Here is a 20,380-nt window from a genome sequence, read left to right on the forward strand (position 1 = left end):
CCCATGCACACCGACCTGCCCGGGTACGCCGAGCTGCATTGCCTGTCGGCCTTCAGTTTCCAGCGTGGCGCCTCCATCGCCGAGGAGCTGTTCGCACGCGCTGCCGGACAGGGCTATCGCGCACTGGCGATCACCGACGAGTGCTCGTTGGCCGGCATCGTGCGCGCCTGGCAGGCGGCGAAGACACACGGCGTGGCGCTGATCGTCGGCGCCGAATTCCAGGTTGAAGACGGGCCGAAGCTGGCCCTGCTGTGCACCGACCAGGCGGCCTATGCCGGGCTGTGCCAGCTGATCACCACCTGCCGGCGACGAGCGGCCAAGGGCGAATACCGCTGCCTGCGCGAGGACCTGCATGGACTCCCCGAGGGCCTGCTGTGCCTGTGGCTGGACAGGCAACCGGCGGCCACCGAACTGGAACTGCTGCGCCGTTGTTTTCCGCAGCGCCTGTGGCTGGCGGTGGAGCTGCATCACGAACACGACGACACGCGCCGGCTGCACCAACTGCAGGCCTTCGGCGAACGCCACCAGCTGCCGCTGGTCGCCAGTGGCGACGTGCACATGCACGTGCGTCGGCGCCGCGCCCTGCAGGACACGCTGACTGCGATCCGCCACCGCTGCAGCGTGGCCGAGGCCGGCTGGCGGCTGTTTGCCAATGGCGAGCGCCATCTGCGCCCACGCACCGCACTTGCCCAGCTGTATCCGCCCGAACTGCTGGCTGAAACCCTGCGCATCGCCGAACGCTGCCACTTCACCCTGGACCAGCTGAAATACACCTACCCGCGCGAACTGGTACCCGAAGGCCACGACCCGGACAGCTGGCTGCGCGCCTTGGTCGAGAAAAATATTCCCTGGCGTTGGCCAAAGGGCATCGAGCCCGCGCAACGTGAGCAGATCGAACACGAGCTGGACCTGATCGCGAAGAAACAGTACGCGTCCTACTTCCTCACCGTGCAGGACATCGTAGGTTTCGCGCGCAGCCAGGGCATTCTGTGTCAGGGGCGCGGTTCGGCGGCCAATTCGGCGGTGTGTTTCGTACTGGGCGTGACCGAGATCGACCCGGCGCGCAGCAACCTGCTGTTCGAGCGCTTCATCTCCGCCGAGCGTGATGAACCACCGGACATCGACATCGACTTCGAGCACGAGCGCCGCGAGGAAGTGCTGCAGTACGTGTTCAACCGCTATGGCCGCGAGCGTGCCGCGTTGACTGCGGTGGCGATCAGCTACCGTGGGCGCAGCGCGATCCGCGATGTCGCCCGTGCGCTGGGCCTGCCGATGGACCAGGTCAACGAACTGGGCGCGGCGATGGATCATTGGGGCGGCAACATTCCGCTGCCGGAAACCCTGCGCGAGCGCGGTTTCGATCCGGAAACACCGTTGATGCGCCGGTTGCTGGCATTGACCGCCGAGCTGATCGATTTTCCGCGCCACCTGTCGCAGCATCCGGGCGGCTTCGTGATTTCCGAACACCCGCTGTCGACGCTGGTACCGGTGGAAAACGCGGCGATGGCCGACCGCACCGTTATCCAGTGGGACAAGGACGACCTGGACGCCACCGGCCTGATGAAGGTCGACTGCCTGGCGCTGGGCATGCTCACCGCCATCCGCAAATGCCTGGCGATGCTGCAGCAGCATGGCCTGCATGCAGGGCGGATGGATGCCATTCCTTCCAAAGATGCCAGGACCTACGACATGATCTGCGCCGCCGACACCATCGGCGTGTTCCAGATCGAATCGCGCGCGCAGATGGCGATGCTGCCACGCATGCAGCCGCGCAATTTTTATGACTTGGTGATCGAGGTAGCAATCGTGCGCCCGGGCCCGATCCAGGGTGACATGGTCCACCCCTACCTGGAACGTCGGCGGATCCTGCGCGAACAAGGGCCGGATGCGTTGAACGATCCGGACAATCCACTCTATCCCGCCCGGTTGGAGCGCGTATTTGCCCGCACGCTCGGTGTGCCGTTGTTCCAGGAACAGGTGATGCAGCTGGCAGTGGATGCGGCTGGCTACACCGCAGGCGAAGCCGATGCCCTGCGCCGTTCGATGGCCGCCTGGAAGCGTCGTGGCGGCCTGGAGCCGCACCGCGAAAAGCTGCTGACCGGCATGTTGGAAAACGGCTTCAGCCTGGAATATGGCGAACACCTGTTCGAGCAGATCAAGGGCTTCGGCGATTACGGTTTTCCGGAAAGCCACGCCGCCAGCTTCGCCCTGCTCACCTATGCCAGCTGCTGGCTGAAGTGCCATCACCCGGCCGCGTTCGCCGCCAGCCTGATCAACAGCCAGCCGCTGGGCTTCTACAGCCCCGACCAGCTGCTGCAGGATGCGCGCCGGCATGGCATCACGGTACTGCCGGTGGACGTGCGCCACAGCGACTGGGACTGCACGCTGGACTTCGGCAAAGGCGCGGCGGCAATCCGCCTCGGCCTGCGGCTGGTCGATGGCTGCAGCGAACCGGCCGCGCAGGCCATCATGCGCGAACGCGCGCGGCGCCCATTCGACGATGTCGGCGACCTCTGCCAGCGCACCGCACTGGATCGCCGCCAGCAGGGCCTGCTTGCCGATGCCGGCGCCCTGCGCGGCCTCAGCGGCCATCGCCACCGTGCACGCTGGGATATCTCCGGCGTGGAGAACCGCCTGCCGTTGTTCGACCAGGCCCGCGCCACCGCCGAAGCACGCGTGGCCCTGCCCCTGCCCAGCGCCTGGGAAGACATGCAGGCCGATTACCGCAGCACCGGCACCACCCTCGGCCGCCATCCGATATCATTCCTGCGCGCGCAGCTGCGAACCCGTGGCTGCCTGGATGCCGCGCAGCTGGCCAACCACGGCCATGGCCGGCGCGTACGCATCGCCGGCCTGGTACGCATGCGCCAGCGCCCGCAGACCGCCAGCGGCGTCACCTTCCTGACCCTGGAAGATGAAACCGGCATGGTCAACGCCGTGGTCTGGCGACATCTGGCCGACCGCCAGCACCACATCCTGGTAGACACGCAGCTGATGCAGATCGATGGCCGACTGGAACGCGTGGATGGCGTGCAGCATGTGATCGTGCAGCGCATGCACTGCCTGGACGAACTGCTGCAGGGACTGCGCAGCCACAGCCGCGACTTCCATTGACGATACACATCGTCACACAACGAACTGGCCACGATCGACCGGATTCCGCTATCGTCGGCCACGTCCAAGGAAGGAATACACAATGGCGCGTGCCCTGACCCTGACCACCCTGGTGGTCGCCACACTCGCGTTGCTCGTGTCCGGCTGGACCGCCTGGAACCTGCATCGCAGCCAGTCACCGCAACGCGTGATCGAAGCGCGCGGCCTGATCATCCACGATGCCAGCGGCCAGCCGCGGGTGATCCTCGGTGCACCGGTCCCCGATCCCCTCAGCCAGGGCCGCCCGCAGGGGCCGCGTGCCACCGCCCTGTCCGGCCTGATCCTGCTCGGCCCCGATGGTTCCGAGCGCGGCGGCTACGGCACCAGCGACCGGGGTGGCGAAGCCCTGCTGACCCTTGACGATGCGACCGGCACCACCGAAGTCTTCAAAGTGGTGGCCAACCCGGACCGCGGCGCCAGCCTGATGGTCAAGCACCAGAACAACACCGGCGCCATGCTGAGTTCCTGGCAGGGCAAGCCGGAGCTGGTGTTCCTCGACGACAGCGGCCAGTCCTACTACGTGCGCCCCGGCGCCAGCGCCGCGCCCTGAGCGCACACCTTCAACGCATCACCGCCGACAGGTCATCGGCCAACCGACGCTGCTGCTGCGGGCCGAGTGCCGCACAGGTGATGCGCAGCCCATGCGCCGGTGCAGACACGGCAAAGACTTCCCCCCCACGCACATGCCAGCCACGCGCCGCCAACGCCAGCACCTGCGGTGTGCTGTCGGCCGGCAGGGGCAGCCACAGGTTCAAGCCTTCCATCGGCGTGGATGTGGGCAGCCCACGCGCCTGCAACAGCGCCTGCAGACCCTGCAGCCGCTGCTGGTAGCGTTCACCGGCCGCTGCGATCTTCGCCCGTTGCTGCGCCGACTCCAACACCGCACTGACCGCATCCTGCAACAGATGGCTGACCCAGCCGGTGCCCGCCGCCAGCCGCAGACGCAGGCGCGCCGCGGTCTGCTCATCGCAGGCCAGCCAGGCCACGCGCAGGTCCGGGCCCAACGCCTTGGACAACGAACGCAGCAACGCCCACCGCCGACCGTCCATCGGCAACACCGAGTGATAGGCCTGTTGCGAGAGCAGCGCGTAGTGATCGTCGATCAGCACCGCGACCTGCGGATAGCCGGCCAGCAACTGGCGCAGCGCACGTGCACGCTTCGCGTCCAGGCTGGCACCAGTAGGATTGTGTGCGCGCGGGGTCAGCAGCACCGCGCGTGCACCTGCATCCAACGCCTGCCGCAATGATTCCACCTGCATGCCGTGCGCATCCACCGCCACCGGCAGCGGCGCGTGTCCGGCCGCACCGAGGACATTGAGGCTGCCCAGGAAACAGGGATCCTCCACTGCGATGCGGTCCCCCGGCAGCAGCCACGCCGACAACAGACGCTCGATGCCATCGACCGCGCCATGGGTCAGTTCCAGCGCATAGCCCGGCGGGCAATCGGCATCCAGCGAGGCCCGTGCCAGGCGCTGCATGCGTGGATCGACCGTCTCCACCCCATACAGGCGCGAGGCCGTTGCAGCCACGCGCAGGCTGGGCAGACAGCGTGGATCCGGATTGCCGCCGGCCAGGTCATGCAGGGCCAGCCCCGGCGCACTGCCCTCGCGCGCCATCGTCGCCGGCAGGCCGCGCACCACCGTGCCGCGACGCCCTGCCGTACTGGCCAGGCCCGCCGCGTCCAGCCGCTTGTAGGCGGCAGCCACGGTATTGCGGTTGACCCCCAGCTGATCGGCCAGCTCCCGCACCGGCGGCAGCACGCTGCCCGCCGTCAGCTGACCGCTGCCGATGCCCTCGCGGATGCTGTCGAAGATCGCCTCGGCGCTGCTCCCGGTGATTTTCATTTTGTCCTATGCCAAACTATCTCTTGTCCTGTGCCAGTGTATCCCACCCTGGCCACCCCGCACCGGAGGTGCCCCATGTCCCTCGCCCCCGCCGACTGGCCCGTCGCCCAGTCCGTCGAACAGATCGCCGCCAACCTGGCCACCGTGCGCCAGCGCATCGCCAGCGCCTGTGCCCGCGCCGGTCGTGATCCGGCCAGCGTGCGCCTGCTGCCGGTCAGCAAGACCGTCGATGAAGCGCGCATCCGCATGGCCGTAGCCGCCGGTTGCCACGAGCTGGGCGAAAACAAGGTGCAGGAGGCGCAGCGCAAGGCCGAGGCCATGGCCGACCTTGGCGTGCATTGGTCAGTCATCGGCCACCTGCAGACCAACAAGGCCCGCTACGTCGCACGCTTCGCCAGCGAGTTCCAGGCGCTGGACAGCCTGCGCGTGGCCGAGGTGCTGCAGCAGCGGCTGCTGCTGGAGAACCGCACGCTGGATGTGTTCGTACAGGTCAACACCTCGGCCGAGCCCAGCAAATACGGCCTGGAGCCGGCCGCGGTGGCCGACTTCGTGCAGCAGCTGCCCGCCTTCGACCGCCTGCGCGTGCGTGGCCTGATGACCCTGGCCATCTTCACCCCCGAGGTAGAACGCGTACGCGCCTGCTTCGTGCGCCTGCGCGAGCTGCGCGACCAGCTGCAGCAGACGGCGCCGGCTGGACTCGACCTGTCGCAGCTGTCGATGGGCATGTCCGGTGATTTTGAAGTCGCCATCGAGGAAGGCGCCACCGTCGTCCGTGTCGGACAAGCGATCTTCGGTGCACGCTCCACGCCCGACAGCTTCTACTGGCCCGTTCCGGGAGCACCGGCATGAAGCACGCTGTTGCTCTGCAGCACGTGGCCTTTGAAGATCTCGGCACCCTGCACCCGCTGCTGCTCGCACAAGGGTGGCAGGTGCAGGTCCTGCAGGCAGGCGTGGATGCACTCGATGCCGCCGAAGATGCCGATCTGCTGGTGGTGCTGGGGGGGCCGATCAGCGTCAACGATGCAGCGGCTTATCCGTTCCTCGCCGACAGCATCGCGCTGCTGCAGCGTCGGCTGCAGCAGCAGCGGCCGACGCTCGGCATCTGCCTCGGCGCCCAGTTGATGGCGCGCGCACTGCACGCTGGCGTCGCCCCCACCGGCGGCAAGGAAATTGGTTTCGCACCGCTGCTGCTCACCGACGAAGGCCAGCGCTCGCCATTGCAGGCATTGCAGGGCATCCCGGTGCTGCACTGGCATGGCGAAGCCTTCGAGCTGCCGGTGGGCGCGCGACGCCTCGCCAGCACGCCCGCCTGTCGCCACCAAGCCTTCGCCATCGGCCACCATGCACTCGCGTTGCAATGCCATCCCGAACTGGATGCGCGCCAGTTCGAGCGCTGGCTGATCGGCCATGCGCTGGAACTGGCCGCGGCCGGTATCGATCCCGTCGACCTGCGCACGCAGGCCCGCCGCTACGGCGGGCCTCTCGCCGCCGCGGCGACCGCGATGTTCCATCAGTGGCTGCACGACCTGCCGGAGACCCGCCAATGCACTACCGCCTGACCATCCAGCACAACGGCATCCATTGGGGCCATGTCGACTGCGACGGTCCCAACGCGCTGCAACGCATTGATGCCATCGCCGCACGCCTGCCCGCTGCCGAAGGCTTCACCCTGCAACGGCAGAAGGGCATCGGCGAGGAGCGCATCCTCTCCAGCACCGCCGATGGCCTGCGCGTGCTGGCCGCGCAGATCCAGTACCGCGATCTCTGACCATCGCGCCAGGTGCCGGCCAGCGGCCGGCACTACCCGGCTACCCACTCCCATGCGAAGCTTCACGCATGTTGAAACTGTCACGCGGCACCATCGACGGCCTGCGCATTGCCCCACGCTGGCCCGCGTCACAGGTCATCGTCGAGGCCGAGGTTCTGCAGGGCCTGCTCGACGCGCAGGCCCTGCTGCCGTCCACGCTGCGTCTGCTGGTCACCCGCGGCTTCGAATGCAGCCAGGGACAGCTGGGCGGCTTCCGGCGCGTGGTCCGGCGGCTGGGCATCGCCGTGTTCCGCTGCTGCTATCGGCATCGCCATGATGAGATCGACGCCATCTTCGGCGCCAATGGCCACGATCTGGACGGGCGTCATGTGGATGTCTCGCTGATCCTGCACGGCCAGCGCCTGCGCCTGCTTCCGCTGGGCGTGTTCACTCCACTGCGCTGGCAGCAGCAGCGCGTCAGCCGCCATGCCGACGCCGTTGCAGCGGCCAAGGATGCACTGCAGCGATGCGGCTTCGATCTGCACCCCAACGCCACGGAGAGCCTGCAGATCCACTGCGACTATCGCGGCATCACGCTGGCGGAACCGTCGCGTTGATCGACGTTCCCCGCGTGTTGCAGGCAACCTGCACCGACCTTCAGCAACGGCTGGGCCGGATCGATAACCTGTCGGGCAATGGTGAACGAAGCCTCATCATCGAAGGAGAACTGCTGCGGTTCCCTTATCGTATCTACGCCGACGCCACGGACCTGTTCCGGCTCGCATCCCAACTGCAGGGTGATACGCGCGCCCTCTGCCTCTGCCTGCTCTCGCGTCACTGCGACGGACATGTACGGCAACGTGCGATCGAGACGCTGGGGCCCTCGCCGATGCCCTGGGTGCATGCCTTCCATCTCGCGTTGCTGGGTGAGTACGTAGACGAGATCGCATCAACCGTGGCGATCCAGGCGCGGCACACCGGCCTGCAGCGCTATGCCGCGCTCATCAGCGAGAACCACGCCTTCTTCGACCTCTGCCGACAACGCGCCGCCAGCTACTGGGATGCTTACTACCGCGCCCGCTACTCCACCCTGCGCCTTTTCCCTGCCCACAGACTGCTGCTGCAGATGGCCAACGCTGCGCGCTCGCCGTAGCGCTCTCTGCACCCGCCAACGCACATCCGCTCGGCACCCTGCCTCCTCGCCCATAGATGCAAATGATTCTCCTTTACTGTAAGGTAATGCCGCTGCCCTTGCCGCCGCGGGCTGTTCCCTTCCCCAGCCTTCGCCCGCCCCGTGCCCACGCCTGTCGAATCGACGGATGTCGCGCAGCTGTGCGCCGCCCATTACCGGCCGCTGCACGCCCACGTCCGTCGCAAACTCCCACAACGCAGTGACGCCGATGATGTCGTCCAGGAAACCTGGCTGCGTGTCGTCAAAGTCGCCGCCAGCGGCCTGCTCGGCAATGGCCGCGCCTATCTGTATCGCGTCGCCCACAACCTGATCGCCGACCACTATCGCCTGATCCAGCGCCGTCGCGAAGAGGCCTTGGATGACGCGCAGCTGCAGGCCATCGCCGATCCCGCCCCATTGCCCGAGCAATGCCTGCTCGATGCCGAACAACTGCGCCACCTCGATGCGATCATCGCCGCCCTGCCGCCGCGCTCGCGCGAGGTGTTCCTGCTGGCGCGCGTCGAACAGCTCAGCCTGGCCGACATCGGCCGCCAGCTCGGCATCAGCCGGCAGACCGCGCATGGCCATCTGCTGCGCGCGCTGGTGGCCCTGCAGCAGGTGCCGACCGCATGAGCCAGGATCCGATTGCCCGCGAGGCAGCGCGCTGGTGGCTGCATGCGCACGACGAACAGCGCGACGAAGCTGCCTTCACCCAGTGGTACGAGGCCGATCCACGCCACGCGGCGCAGTACCAGCACCTGTTGCGGCTGTGGCAGGCCGGTGCAGCACTGCCAAGCCTGCAACGGCAACAGCAGCGTCGCCAGCGCCGGCGCCTGCGCGAAGCCGGCATCGCCGTGCTGCTGCTGTGTGCGCTCGGCCTCTACACCCGGCACAACGCCCTCCCGCCGGAACAGACACTGCGCACGGCATCAGGCGAAATCGAAGAGGTGCGCCTGCAGGACGGTTCTCGCCTGCAGCTCTCGCCGGACAGCGAACTGGGCGTGCGCATCGATGCCAACCGGCGTGCGTTGCAGCTGCGGCACGGCCAGGCCTGGTTCCAGGTCGCACCTGATCGCGACCGTCCGTTCCAGGTGCATACGCCGCACGGTACGGTCACGGCGCTGGGTACTGCCTTCGATATCGCGGTCAACGGCGATGCCAGCGTAGTGACCGTCACCGAACACCAGGTGCGCGTGGACAGTGGCTCGGGCAGCAGCGAAGCGGCCGCCGGCCAGCAGCTGCGCTTCGATGGCACGGCGCCCTCGGCCGCGCTTGCAGCAGCCCCGGCGCAGCTGGCATGGCGCGAACGCCGGCTGGCCTGGGTCTCCGCGCCGCTGGCTGACGTTGTCCAGGATCTGGATCGCTGGCACGGCGGCCGCACCTGGATCGCCGGCGACGCACTGCGGCGGCAGCCGGTCACGGTGCTGGCCGACGCGGATACGGCCGCGCGCAGCCGCGACCAGCTGGCCGCCGAACTGCACGTGCGCGTTGTCCGTATCGGGCCCAACCTGCAGGTGTGGCTGCCGGCGAAGGCATCGTCCGATGCACGCTGAACGCATCGACCCTGACATCCGGGCCACCGCTGCGTCTTCCCAGGGTGACGACGCACTGCGTCACTCCCTGGAGCCCACGATGCTGTCCCACCGCCCCCTTGTTCTTGCGCTGTCTCTTGCCTGCGCCGGTATCGCCCCCGTGCTTGCGGCCAACGCGCAGGCGCAGGCCAGCGCAACCCGCCGCTACGATATTCCCGCCCAGCCGCTGGTCACCGCGCTGGACGCCTACAGCCGCCTCAGCGGCGTCGATCTGGTGATCGGCCGTGCCCTGCCAGCCAACCAGAGCGCACCCGCCCTGCAGGGTGACTTCGACGACACCCAGGCATTGGCACGGCTGCTGGCCGGCAGTGGCCTGCGCGCGCGCTTCATCGATGCACGCCGTGCCACCCTCGAACCGGCGCCGGCCAGCACCGGCGACGGTAGCCGTCACACCGGCCCGCTGCGCGTGCAGGGGCGCACTGCCCATGCCACGACACCGGGCACGGGTGCCAGCCAGTACATTCCGGCCACGCAGGATGGCTTCGCGCCGAAGATCGGCAGCGAGCGGGTCGCCATGGCCGAGCGCCAGGACGGCAACAGCCTGCTGCGCTCGATGCCCGGCACGCACAGCTTCCACTCGCGCAGCCAGCCCGGCCTGCAGGTCAACATCCGCGGCATGGCCGGCGCAGGCCGGGTCAACACCATGATCGACGTCGTCACCCAGACCTTCCGCAACAACGCCGGCCATGGTTCGGGCGGCCCGTTCGCCTACGTGGACCCGTTCCTGTTGGCAGGCGTCGACGTACAGCGCGGCGCGGTCAGTGGTGGCGAGGGTGCCGGCACGCTGGCCGGCAGTGCCAACTTCCGCACCCTGGACATCGAAGACCTGGTCTCCGATGGCCGCGATTGGGGACTGCGTGCAGGCTATCGGCATGGCAACAATGGCTATGGCAGCGGACGTACCTTCGCCGGTGCCTGGCGCCACAGCGAAGACGGCGGCGATCGCCAGTTCGGCCTATTGGCCGCCGCCAGCAGCAGCCGCAGCAGCGAATACGCCACCTCCCATGGCCAGAAGAACGATGCCGACCCCGGCAGCCAGCAGCCCAGCAGCTGGCTGCTGAAGGCGCGCCTGCAGCCCAGCGACCAGCACCGCCTGGACCTGAGCCACATGCGCTATGAAAACGACTTCTACCACAACTATCCCTGGCAGATTTCCGCTCGCAACCAGCGCGCCAGCTACCACTACACGCCCTACTCGCCGTGGATCGACCTGCGCGCCAGTTTCGCCGCCAACAAGACCCGGCTGTTCTACCCGCCGGTGGAAGATTCCAGCTACATCGGCCGGCGTACCCACAGCAGCCTGAGCAGCTGGAACGTGGACAACACCAGCCGTTTCGACCTCGGCGCCGTACAGGCACGCTGGAACACCGGCATCAAGCACCAGTCGGACATCTTCGTTGCCGATACCCCCACCCTGCGTGGCGCCAACCCACAAGGGCGCAGCCAACTCGACAGCGTGTTCACCACGCTGGAGCTGCAGTACGACACCTACGCACTGTCGGCGGGCCTGCGCCAGGACCGCTACAACATCCGCGGCCACGTCCCCACCTGCTCGGATGTGCCTGGGCAATGCCTGGAGATCGGAGGTGGTGGCATCGACGTCGATCGCACCCAGCATGCGCTCAGCCCCAGCCTCTCGTTGTCGGTGCAGGCCACTGACTGGCTGCAGCTGTTTGCCGAAGTCTCGCGCACCTCGCGGCCGCCGCGCGTGCAGGAAATGTTCTTCGAGAAGATCCCGCTGGAAGGCATGAGCGATGCCGACGGCGTCGGCGCCAACCCCTTCCTGCGCCGCGAGCGTTCGCGCAACCTGCAGTTCGGCGCCAACCTCAGCGCCAGCTCGCTGCTGGTCGACGGCGACCTGGTGCAGCTGTGCCTGACCCGCTTCGACAACCGCATCCGCGATTACATCAAGCCACAGTACCTGCTGATCGTGCATCCGCCGGAAGTCGAACCGTTCGTGGTACCGATCGACAGCGACCCGCAGCTCAACGCGTGGACCGACAGCCTGGAGGTGGACGACTTCAGCACCACCACGCGCTGGATGAACCATCCCGGCGTGGTGCGCATGCGCGGCCTGGAACTGGAAGCGCACTACGCCAGCGAGCACTACCACGCCACCCTCAGCTGGACCCGCTCGCGCACCAGCGCGCCGGCCATCGAATTCGTCAACCTGGAAGACATCACCGCCCTGCCCGACCGCTACTGGACGCTGGATGTCGGCGGCCGCTGGTGGCAGCAGCGCCTGCAGGCCGGTGTGCGCGCCGAGTACTCCGGCCCCACCGAAGAGGGTTACGACTTCTTCCAGACCCGCAAGACCGGCGGCACCGGCGTGCTGCTGGACTTCTATGCCAGCTTCAAGCCACAGGCCAACACCACACTGTGGCTGAACATCGAAAACCTGCAGAACAAGGCCTATGACAACAACGCCTCCATCGACAGCATCTTCAGCCCGATCCTGGACCGCGGCAACGGCCGTGGCCGTACCGTCTCGGTGGGCGTCAATGTGGCGTTCTAGCCGGCGCTGGCTGGCGCTGGGGCTGATCGCGCTGGCGGCGGCAGCCAACGCGCAGCCGATGCCCGGCAAGGTGATCGACCTGGCCAGTGGCACGGCACTGGATCCGGCCGCGTTCGTGCAGCGGGTTGCCGCCGCCGAGCGCGTGCTGCTCGGCGAGCGTCACGATATCGACGCCGACCATGAGGCAGAACGTTGGCTGTTGCAGGCATTGCACCAGAAGCGTCCGCAGGGTGCGCTGGTGCTGGAGATGATCGCCAGCGAACGCCAGCCCCGACTGCAGCGTGTGCAGCGCTGGCTGGACAAGGGCAACCGGGTAGAATCGCAACGGCTGGCCGAACTGCTGGACTGGGATCCCCGCTGGCCTTGGACACGCTATGGCGGACTGGTACAGATCGTCACCGATAGCGGCATCCGCCTGCAGGGCAGCAACCTGTCGCGCGCTGAAGTCAATACGCTGCTGGCGTCATCGCCCGAGGTGGTGTTCCCGGCCGACGGCGCGCGGCAACGGTTGTCAGCGGTGGTGCTGGCCCAGCACGCCGACGCTGCGCCCATGCTCGATGGCATGCTCGCCGTTCAGCACGCACGCGACACGCGGATGGCACGGATGCTGATGCAGTCGCCGGCACCCGCCCTGCTCGTCGCCGGCCGCTGGCATGTGCTGCGTGGCACCGGCGTGCCCGGCCATCTGCCAACCTCTGCGCCAGTGCTGGTGATCGTGCTGGCATCAGTCGACGAAGATGTGGCGAGAGATGACGCTGATCTGTTGTGGGTGGTCGGCGATGAGTGAGCGTCGGCAGCACTGGCAAGCGGTGACGATCAGTATCGGCCTGCACCTGCTGCCGTTGCTGCTGTTCGTCCACTGGGTGTCCACTCCGCCGCTGCCACCGCCTCCCGAACAGGACGCGCGCATCAGCCTGCGCCTGCTGGCACCGGCCACACCACCGCAGCCGGTGGAAGAACTGCAGGCCGAGCGCCCCAGCCAGGCGCAGCAATCGCGGGCGGCCGAAGCACGCAAAGCACCCCCGCCGCCACGCGCCACGGCGGCACCCGAAGGCAACCTCGCCGCCAGCGAGAAGAATGGCGACGGCCACCAGCCCTTGCCCGTGGCCCCGCCAGCGGCCGCGACCGATGCCCGTTCCGCACCGGCATCGATCACGGCCGCACCGCCCGCCCCGGACGCACCACCGGCGGACTTCCAGGCCGGCGCCGCCAGCGACCAGTGGGAAGCCCGCCTGATGGCGCGGCTGGAGCGTTACCGCTACTACCCCGCCGTAGCGAGGTCGCGGCGCCAGCAGGGCACCGCATGGGTCAGGGCCAGCATCAGCCGCGACGGCCACCTGCTGGCATTGCGCCTCGAGCAGCCCAGCGGACAACCGATGCTGGATGAAAGTGCGCTGCAGACATTCCGGCGCGCGCAGCCCCTGCCGCGGATTCCAGAAGAGCTGCCAGCTCCGCAGGAACTGGTGGTGCCGGTGGAGTACTACCTGCGCTAGGCGCTGTAGGCCTCGGCCTCGATCTCGAACAGCATTCCGTCCAACGCCAGCCGCGGCACCGGAATAAGCGTGCAGGTCGGTGCCGGGCGATTGGCCCAGCGCCGCCGCACCTGCCGGGCGATGATGCCCAGGCGATCCTCATCGTGGTCGACCACCAGGATCCGCAGTCGCGCAACATCGGTCAGATCCGCATGGGCCGAGCGCAGCGCGGTCTGCAGATTGTCCAGTGCCTGCGACACCTGCTCCTCGAAGCTGGGTGACAGGTTTCCCTGATCATCTTCACCACCCTGCCCGGCGATATGGATCACCCGCGCTGGCAGTCGCACCACCGCCACGTGCGAGTATCCGTTGGCACTGGGATCGTGCAGGCCAGGGGGATCGAACAGATCCAGCAGGCCATGGCTGAAGTCCGGAGTGGTCAACAGGTTCATACCGCATGCCTCGTGGGGAATGCGAGGCAGTCTGCTACCTCAACTGCTGTTGAGGTCAAACCTATTGCATGCAACAGAGCGGCCCACCGCATGCAACGATCGGCTGCAACAACATCAGGTCCATGCCGGGTCCGCGGTGAAATCGACAGTCAGCCAGAACGTGCTGCTTCGCGCGTCCATCCGCACCGCGATCTCATCGCGCATCGCATCCACCTCACCCACCGTGCCCAGCGGCGTCGACGGGGAGGTCAGGATGTGGATCTCGATGAACCGCATGCGCCCCATCTTCGCGACATGGCTGGTGAAGCCGGCATAGCCATGCTCGGCCACGAATGCCTGCATCACCTGCTGCACGCGCTCGTCCAGGTCATCGGGTGCCACCTGCAGCACTTCCCGCATGGCCTTCCACGCACTGCGCGCCGGCACCGGCAACACCGCCAGGCTGATCAACGCCAGCACGATCGAATCCAGATAGGGCACCCAGTGGTGCCACTGCCCACCGTGCAGCGCCAGCGCCAACACGAAGGCCAGCACCACCGCCAGGCTCATCAGTCCACCCAGCAGCCAGCCCCGCACATCCAGCCACAGCAATGCTGACTGCAACCTGCGGGCACGCTGCGCCACGAACGCGGCCATGCCCAGGTTGCTGGCGCTCAGCAACGCCGCCCACCACAGCGCGGGCCCGAACTTCACTTCGTGCCCGCCGGTGGTCAATCCAATCACCGCATTGGCCAGCGCGTACACGCAGGCCAACGACAGGATCACTCCACCCAGCGCCTCGACCATCGGCTCCAGGTGCCAGTAGCCATACTGGAAGCGCGGGCTGTGTTCCCGCGCCACCAGCCGCAGCACCGACAACGACACCAGGGTCAGGGCTACGTCAACCAGGCTGTAGATGCCGTCGAACAGGATGGCCTGCGATCCCACCAGCAGGCCACCGATGAAGCCGACCGCGCTGACCGCCGCGGTGACCCCGATCGAGAACTTCAGGATGCGTTGCTCGCGCGCGGTATCCATCGTTCGCCGAAGGGCCGACCGTACCGGCTCAGGCCTTCAGCACCTCCACCTTGTAGGACGGCACGTCGCCATCGCGCTCGATGATAAGGCCATGCACGTCCGACTCGAAGCCCGGGAAGCGCGCGTTCTGCTCGCGGGCGATGCGCAGCGACTGGATGATCGGCTCGTCGCGGTCGCCGAAGCGCTCGCCCGGCATGATCGTCGGGATGCCTGGCGGGTACGGCACCAGCATCGTCGCAGCGATACGGCCGCTGACCTGCTCGATGTCGACCCGCTCGATCTCGCCCTTCACCAGGTGGTTGTAGGCATCGGCCGGGGTCATCACGGGTGTCGGCAGGTCCACGTACATCTCGCGCATCACCTTGGCCACCGCGAACTCCTGGTTGAACGCATGCAGTGCGTCACACAGGTCACGCAGGCCCCAGCCGGCATAGGCATGGGGGTAATCGGCGGCAAGCGACGGCAAGGCCTGGCTCAGCGGCGCGTTGCGGTCATACAGCTCCTTGAACGCCATCAGTTCGGTAACCAGCGTGCTCCACTTGCCCTTGGTGATGCCCATCGAGAACAGGAACAGCACCGAGTACAGGTTGGTCTTCTCCACGGTGATGCCGCGGCCCCACAGGAACTTGCTCAGCACTGCAGCCGGGATGCCCAGCTTGCCCATGCTGCCGTCCATCGACAGGCCCGGCGTCAGCAGGGTCACCTTGATCGGATCGATCAGCACATAGTCATCGACCAGGTTCTCGAACCCGTGCCAATGCGCATCGGGCTGCAGGTACCATTCCTCGCGCTTGGCGACCAGCGGCGCCGGCGTATCGCGCTTGTCCAGGCTGCGCTCGACCTTCGTCGGTTGCCACACGCTGAACCACCAGTCATCGCGGCCCAGATCGTCGCGTACGTGCAGCATCGCACGGCGGAAAGCGATCGCTTCGTCGTGCATTTCCTGCACCAGCGAACGACCGGCATCGCCCTCCATCATCTTCGAGGCCACATCGCACGCGGCGATCACCCCGTAGTGCGGGCTGGTCGAGGTATGCATCATGAACGCTTCGTTGAAGCGCTCGGCATCCAGGTCGCGGCTGGCCGAGTTGCGTACATGGATCATCGACGCCTGCGAGAACGCGGCCAGCAACTTGTGGGTGGAGTGCGTGGTGAAGATGATCGCATCCTGCTCGCGCGGCTTGCCCTTGGCCATGCCGTAGTGATTTTCATAGAACGGATGGAATGCGGCGTAGGCATACCAGGCCTCGTCGAAATGCAGGAAGTCGACCGCGCTGCCGATCTCCTCAGCGATCTTCTCGGCGTTGTAGCACAGGCCGTCGTAGGTCGAGTTGGTCACCACCGCGATACGCGGCTTGGAGCCGGCCTGGTAGGCCTGGCTGGCCAGCGGATTGGCGGCGATGCGCTGCTGCAGTGCTTCCGGAGTGAACTGGTCCAGGCTGATCGGGCCGATGATGCCGTGTGCATTGCGGCTGGGCGTGAAATACACCGGCACCGCGCCGGTCATGATCAACGAATGCAGCAGCGACTTGTGGCAGTTCCGGTCAACGAACACCACGTCGCCGCGGGCCACAGTGCCGTGCCACACGATCTTGTTGGCCGTCGACGTACCGTTGGTGACGAAGAAGGTGTGGTCGGCACCGAAGTTGCGCGCGGCCTCGTTCTCGGCATCCTTGATCGGGCCGGTGTGGTCCAGCAGCGAGCCCAGTTCCGGCACTGAAATCGACAGATCGCTGCGCAGCGTGTTCTCACCATAGAACTGGTGGAAGGCGCGCCCGACCGGTGACTTGGTGAAGGCCACACCACCGGCATGGCCCGGCGTATGCCAGGAATAGTTCGACTCGGCGGCGTGATGGATCAGCGCCTTGAAGAACGGCGGCAGCAGGTTCTGCATGTAGTCTTCGGCTGCTCGCATCACCTGCCGCGAGATGAAGCTCTTGGTGTCTTCGAACAGGAAGATGAAGCCGTGGATGTACTTGAGCAGCTTGCTCGGCACCTTCTCGATGGTGCGTCGTTCGCCATACAGGAACACCGGAAGATTGGCGCGGCGCGCACTCTGTTCGCGCAGGAAGGCGGTCAGGCGCTGGAACTCGCCATCGACCTCCTCGCTGCCGTCGATCGAGATCAGCACCGCCGAAGCGGCCACGTAGGTACGGGCACCGGCACGGGCGTCATCCAGGTTCAGGCCGCACAGCACGCGCTGGTCATTGCTGCGCAGTTCTTCCACCAGCGCGCGGATGAGGATGCCGCCGATGCGCGGCGAATCGTAGTCACCATCAATGACGATGACCGGATAATCCAGGGACTTGAAATACACGTTGATTCTCCTTGTCTAACTCAGGAACGCTGCGCGCCGGCCGAAATCGCCGCCGCCTCGCGGGAACGCTGCCGCTGCTGGCGACGCTCCTCGCTGAAGAAGGGATAGAACACAGTGATGAACAGCACGAACAGGAAGGCGTACTGCACGATCGTTCCCGACGAGCCATAGATCGCCCATAGGCAGTACACGACCGTCAGGCTGGTCAGGGTCCAGAACGCACCGGTGTGCACCAGCGTGTGCGAACGTTCCACCACGAAATAGCAGGCGACGCACGAGTAGATGTACGGCAGCAGCGTCAGCACCACCGCTGCCGAGGTGATCACGTCGAACTGGGCCGAGGCGGTCTTCGAGGTGGAGGTCACCAGCACCGCCAGGGTCATCAGCACGGCCACGATCAGCACGCCCTTGACCGGCACGTCGTCCTTGTTGGTCTTGCTGAAGATGCTCGGGAACAGGCCATCATCGGACGCCGCCTTGGCGCTCTGCGCGGTCAGCAGGATCCAGCCGCCCAGCGAACCGGCGGCGCCGACGAAGGCACACAGGCTGACCAGCGCACCACCCCAACCGCCCACGGCCTTGGCCGCTGCCAGTGCGAACGGCGCGTCGGACACCTGCAGCTCGCCGTTGGGCACCATGCCCATGATCACCGACGAGCTGGCGATGTAGGCGATGGCGGCCAGGAACACACCGGCCAGGGTGGCGCGGGCCACGTTCTTCTCCGGATTCTCGACCACGCCTGCCGTCACCGACGCCGACTCCACGCCGATGAAGGCCCACAGGGTCAACGCCGCGGCACTGGAGATCGCACCGAAGTTCGATTCGCCGGACACGTTGTAGGCGCCCTTGAAGATCTCAGCATCGAAGAAGAACCAGCCGAAGATGGCGATGCCCAGGATCGGCACCAGCGCGAAGCTGGTGGTGACCGTCTGCACGCGGCTGACGAATGCTGGGCCGATCATGTTGGCAAAGCTCAGCGCCCACACCAGGATCAGCACCGCGATGCAGCGCACCAGTGGCTCGGACAGGATCGGGAAGAAGTAGCTGAAGTAGCCCACCGCCGCGATGGGAATGGCCACGTTACCGATCCAGTTGGCGAACCAGTAGATGGTATTGGTCTGGAAGCCCATGTACGGCCCGAACCAATCGCGCGCGTACGCATACGGGCCGCCTGCCTTGGGTGCCAGCTTGCCGAGCTTGGCGAACACGAACGCCAGCAGCAGCGCCCCGGCGGTGGTGATCAGCCAACCCCATATCGAGGCGGTACCAATCTTGGCCAGGCTGGAGGGCAGCAGGAACACCCCTGAGCCCATCATGTTGCCGGCGACGAGGAAGGTGGCTCCGACCACCCCGATTTTCTTTGCTTCTGCCATGACAATCTCCTGTACCTGGCATGGGCCCGGTGAACCCGGGCGTGGGGAATGGCTACGCTGGCGTGCTGCCGCTGGCGCCTACTTGATGAAGTTGTATTGCAGGCTGCCCTGCACCCGGACCGTGTCGCCGCGCGCTCCGCCCTGCTGCTGCAGGCGGCCGTACAGCAGCTCCATGCCCATCGTCCACGACGGGGCCGGGCTCCAGATCAGATTGAACACGCCGTAGCGGCTTTGCCGGAATGCATCGGTGGGCAGCGCCGCATTGCGCTCCAGGGTCAGCTGGCCGTAGATCAGGTTCGAGCGCCACAGATCCGACCAGTAATGGGTGTAGCCGACGAAGCCACCGTGCAGGTCCAGCGCATCGATGCGTCCATCGGCATCCACCACGGCATCCAGGCCGGAGCCGGTGAGATCGGCGGTGTAGCGGCTCAGGCCGCGACCGCCCAACGCGCCGAACAGCAGCAGATCGCGTTCCCCCACCGAGGCCGAGCCACTGAGCTGCGCGCCACCGGCAAAGACGCGGTCACGACGGGTATCGCCGTCGTAGGCCAGATTGCGCGCCACGACGCCCAGCTGCAGATGGCCCCAGTCGCGCTCCATGCGCGCGATGGCACTCACATCCGGCAGTCGATTGACCGCCGCCATCGCATCGCTGGCGCCGGCCAGCTCGGTGTCCGGGTCTTCGGCGGCCAGCGTCAGGGTGTTGCCCTTGCCCAGCGCAAAGCTGTGATGGATACCGGCCACCAGCAGGTAGCCGGCGCCGCCGGGGCCAGCAAAATCCAGCGTGTCGGGCAGGCTGTCCGGATCCATGAAACTGGAATAGCCATAGCCTGCGTAGGTATTGCCGAGTTGACCATAGGCGTGGCGCAGGCGGAATTCATAGCCATCGCTGCTGCCGAAGAAATCATTCTCCAGATAGAAGCGCAGGTTGCCGTGCGTGGTCGGACGCCGCGCCTCGAAGCTGAAACGCGTCTGCTTGGCGTGGATGTTGAAGTTCGAGACGTCGCGATGGTTGCCGCCTACCGGCATCGACGAGGGAATGAACTGATCCTCGTCCCCCGCCACGCGCGAATCCGCAATCGCATCGAGCTTGGCATAGCCGCCAATGCGGATCACGGTGTCGGTGCCGGGAATGGCGAAGAAGCCTTTCAGGTCCGGATCGGTGGGGCCGGCGGCGCTGTCTGGACGCGAAGCCGCCGTTGAAGGATCGGCCACCGATTCACGCTGTGGCAGCACCGGCTGCGCGACGCCAGGCACCTGGGTGGGGTGAAGGATCCCACTGGTGGTTGGCACATTCAGGGTCGACTGTGCTGCTGCGGGCAACGGCGACGACGCGGCAACGGGGGCCGCAGCTGCATGCTCTTCGCGCCGTTCAAGCTGGTCCAGACGCTGCTGCATGCCTTCCAGCGTCTGCCGCATCGCGTCGATCTCGCGACGCAACGCCTGCGCATCGTCCTGAGCATGCAGCGGCATCGCTGCCATTGCCGTCAGACACCCCAGACTCAGTACCGCCAAGCGCATTGCATCCTCCCTGGACTGAAACTCCCGCTGTGCGGCCGTACAACGCGCGTGCGCCATCCCGACCTCAACGAGCCGTTGCTGGAAATACGGGTACTGCGTGGACAACCGTTGCCAGCCTGCGCGTTGCAGGCAACAGGGCAATGACACTGTCCCGATTGCCAACACTGCGCCGGAGTCGCTCCCACTGCAGCAGTGCTGCCGAAGGG

The 20,380-nt window shown here is 66.7% G+C and carries 18 protein-coding genes; 12 read left to right on the forward strand and 6 right to left on the reverse strand.

The features are described from left to right. Positions 1-3 precede the first annotated feature (3 nt). Entirely contained in the window at positions 4-3,114 is a 3,111-nt protein-coding gene (locus QP457_RS13195) for an error-prone DNA polymerase (protein WP_205404446.1), read from the forward strand. Between the two features lie 82 nt (positions 3,115-3,196). Next, positions 3,197-3,703, forward strand: a complete 507-nt coding sequence (locus QP457_RS13200) for a hypothetical protein (protein WP_205404445.1) — start codon at positions 3,197-3,199, stop codon at positions 3,701-3,703. 10 nt (positions 3,704-3,713) lie between these two features. Here the strand turns inward: QP457_RS13200 and ptsJ are convergent, their stop codons facing one another. Then, a complete protein-coding gene (ptsJ, locus tag QP457_RS13205; RefSeq protein ID WP_205404444.1) occupies positions 3,714-4,997 on the reverse strand; it encodes a transcriptional regulator PtsJ in 1,284 nt (427 codons plus the stop codon). A 75-nt stretch (positions 4,998-5,072) separates the two neighbouring features. Here ptsJ and QP457_RS13210 point away from each other — a divergent pair, with 75 nt between their 5' ends. From QP457_RS13210 to QP457_RS13255, 10 genes are all read left to right on the forward strand, one after another. Further along, on the forward strand, positions 5,073-5,846 hold the full coding sequence (locus tag QP457_RS13210) for a YggS family pyridoxal phosphate-dependent enzyme (RefSeq protein WP_205404443.1): 774 nt from the start codon (positions 5,073-5,075) through the stop codon (positions 5,844-5,846). After that, positions 5,843-6,556, forward strand: a complete 714-nt coding sequence (locus QP457_RS13215; RefSeq protein ID WP_205404442.1) for a glutamine amidotransferase — start codon at positions 5,843-5,845, stop codon at positions 6,554-6,556. The genes QP457_RS13210 and QP457_RS13215 overlap by 4 nt, the downstream gene beginning before the upstream one ends. Next, positions 6,541-6,765 carry a hypothetical protein gene (locus tag QP457_RS13220; protein ID WP_032975245.1) on the forward strand — a complete coding sequence of 75 codons (225 nt, stop codon included), beginning with the start codon at positions 6,541-6,543 and terminating at the stop codon, positions 6,763-6,765. Before QP457_RS13215 ends, QP457_RS13220 begins: the two co-directional genes overlap by 16 nt. 68 nt (positions 6,766-6,833) lie before the next feature. After that, on the forward strand, positions 6,834-7,361 hold the full coding sequence (locus QP457_RS13225; RefSeq protein ID WP_205404441.1) for a hypothetical protein: 528 nt from the start codon (positions 6,834-6,836) through the stop codon (positions 7,359-7,361). Then, positions 7,358-7,897 (forward strand): hypothetical protein, encoded by a 540-nt coding sequence (locus QP457_RS13230; protein WP_099784561.1) that lies wholly within the window; start codon positions 7,358-7,360, stop codon positions 7,895-7,897. Before QP457_RS13225 ends, QP457_RS13230 begins: the two co-directional genes overlap by 4 nt. 141 nt (positions 7,898-8,038) lie before the next feature. Then, positions 8,039-8,548 carry an RNA polymerase sigma factor gene (locus tag QP457_RS13235; protein WP_205404440.1) on the forward strand — a complete coding sequence of 170 codons (510 nt, stop codon included), beginning with the start codon at positions 8,039-8,041 and terminating at the stop codon, positions 8,546-8,548. Further along, on the forward strand, positions 8,545-9,468 hold the full coding sequence (locus tag QP457_RS13240; RefSeq protein WP_205404439.1) for a FecR domain-containing protein: 924 nt from the start codon (positions 8,545-8,547) through the stop codon (positions 9,466-9,468). Before QP457_RS13235 ends, QP457_RS13240 begins: the two co-directional genes overlap by 4 nt. Positions 9,469-9,547: 79 nt before the next feature. After that, a complete protein-coding gene (locus QP457_RS13245) occupies positions 9,548-12,022 on the forward strand; it encodes a TonB-dependent receptor (RefSeq protein WP_205404476.1) in 2,475 nt (824 codons plus the stop codon). Next, entirely contained in the window at positions 12,009-12,809 is an 801-nt protein-coding gene (locus QP457_RS13250; protein WP_205404438.1) for a ChaN family lipoprotein, read from the forward strand. The genes QP457_RS13245 and QP457_RS13250 overlap by 14 nt, the downstream gene beginning before the upstream one ends. Beyond that, positions 12,802-13,515 carry an energy transducer TonB gene (locus tag QP457_RS13255; RefSeq protein ID WP_205404437.1) on the forward strand — a complete coding sequence of 238 codons (714 nt, stop codon included), beginning with the start codon at positions 12,802-12,804 and terminating at the stop codon, positions 13,513-13,515. Before QP457_RS13250 ends, QP457_RS13255 begins: the two co-directional genes overlap by 8 nt. Here QP457_RS13255 and QP457_RS13260 read toward each other — a convergent pair. The 5 genes from QP457_RS13260 to QP457_RS13280 all read right to left on the reverse strand — a co-directional run bounded on the left by QP457_RS13260 (position 13,512) and on the right by QP457_RS13280 (position 20,174). Continuing rightward, the gene (locus tag QP457_RS13260) at positions 13,512-13,946 is read right to left on the reverse strand and encodes a RidA family protein (protein ID WP_049464364.1); all 435 of its coding nucleotides are present in this window, start codon (positions 13,944-13,946) and stop codon (positions 13,512-13,514) included. The genes QP457_RS13255 and QP457_RS13260 overlap by 4 nt on opposite strands. Positions 13,947-14,060: 114 nt before the next feature. After that, positions 14,061-14,963 carry a cation diffusion facilitator family transporter gene (locus QP457_RS13265; RefSeq protein ID WP_205404436.1) on the reverse strand — a complete coding sequence of 301 codons (903 nt, stop codon included), beginning with the start codon at positions 14,961-14,963 and terminating at the stop codon, positions 14,061-14,063. 28 nt (positions 14,964-14,991) lie between these two features. After that, on the reverse strand, positions 14,992-17,280 hold the full coding sequence (locus tag QP457_RS13270; protein ID WP_205404435.1) for an Orn/Lys/Arg decarboxylase N-terminal domain-containing protein: 2,289 nt from the start codon (positions 17,278-17,280) through the stop codon (positions 14,992-14,994). A gap of 20 nt (positions 17,281-17,300) precedes the next feature. Next, positions 17,301-18,653: an arginine/agmatine antiporter gene (gene adiC / locus QP457_RS13275; protein ID WP_205404434.1), complete on the reverse strand. Its 1,353-nt coding sequence runs from the start codon at positions 18,651-18,653 to the stop codon at positions 17,301-17,303. Between the two features lie 78 nt (positions 18,654-18,731). Next, positions 18,732-20,174: a DcaP family trimeric outer membrane transporter gene (locus tag QP457_RS13280; RefSeq protein ID WP_205404433.1), complete on the reverse strand. Its 1,443-nt coding sequence runs from the start codon at positions 20,172-20,174 to the stop codon at positions 18,732-18,734. Between the last annotated feature and the right edge of the window lie 206 nt (positions 20,175-20,380).

This window comes from Stenotrophomonas sp. As-7 (genome assembly GCF_030291015.1).
GTDB lineage: Bacteria > Pseudomonadota > Gammaproteobacteria > Xanthomonadales > Xanthomonadaceae > Stenotrophomonas > Stenotrophomonas lactitubi.

Excerpts from the sequence above, each read along its gene's own strand:
- QP457_RS13265 (WP_205404436.1), bottom strand. The coding sequence starts at position 14,963 with ATGGATACCGCGCGCGAGCAACGCATCCTGAAGTTCTCGATCGGGGTC.
- QP457_RS13280 (WP_205404433.1), bottom strand. The coding sequence starts at position 20,174 with ATGCGCTTGGCGGTACTGAGTCTGGGGTGTCTGACGGCAATGGCAGCG.
- QP457_RS13260 (WP_049464364.1), bottom strand. The coding sequence starts at position 13,946 with ATGAACCTGTTGACCACTCCGGACTTCAGCCATGGCCTGCTGGATCTG.
- QP457_RS13255 (WP_205404437.1), top strand. The coding sequence starts at position 12,802 with ATGAGTGAGCGTCGGCAGCACTGGCAAGCGGTGACGATCAGTATCGGC.
- QP457_RS13195 (WP_205404446.1), top strand. The coding sequence starts at position 4 with ATGCACACCGACCTGCCCGGGTACGCCGAGCTGCATTGCCTGTCGGCC.
- QP457_RS13240 (WP_205404439.1), top strand. The coding sequence starts at position 8,545 with ATGAGCCAGGATCCGATTGCCCGCGAGGCAGCGCGCTGGTGGCTGCAT.
- QP457_RS13210 (WP_205404443.1), top strand. The coding sequence starts at position 5,073 with ATGTCCCTCGCCCCCGCCGACTGGCCCGTCGCCCAGTCCGTCGAACAG.
- adiC (WP_205404434.1), bottom strand. The coding sequence starts at position 18,653 with ATGGCAGAAGCAAAGAAAATCGGGGTGGTCGGAGCCACCTTCCTCGTC.
- QP457_RS13215 (WP_205404442.1), top strand. The coding sequence starts at position 5,843 with ATGAAGCACGCTGTTGCTCTGCAGCACGTGGCCTTTGAAGATCTCGGC.
- ptsJ (WP_205404444.1), bottom strand. The coding sequence starts at position 4,997 with ATGAAAATCACCGGGAGCAGCGCCGAGGCGATCTTCGACAGCATCCGC.
- QP457_RS13200 (WP_205404445.1), top strand. The coding sequence starts at position 3,197 with ATGGCGCGTGCCCTGACCCTGACCACCCTGGTGGTCGCCACACTCGCG.
- QP457_RS13245 (WP_205404476.1), top strand. The coding sequence starts at position 9,548 with ATGCTGTCCCACCGCCCCCTTGTTCTTGCGCTGTCTCTTGCCTGCGCC.
- QP457_RS13225 (WP_205404441.1), top strand. The coding sequence starts at position 6,834 with ATGTTGAAACTGTCACGCGGCACCATCGACGGCCTGCGCATTGCCCCA.
- QP457_RS13250 (WP_205404438.1), top strand. The coding sequence starts at position 12,009 with ATGTGGCGTTCTAGCCGGCGCTGGCTGGCGCTGGGGCTGATCGCGCTG.
- QP457_RS13220 (WP_032975245.1), top strand. The coding sequence starts at position 6,541 with ATGCACTACCGCCTGACCATCCAGCACAACGGCATCCATTGGGGCCAT.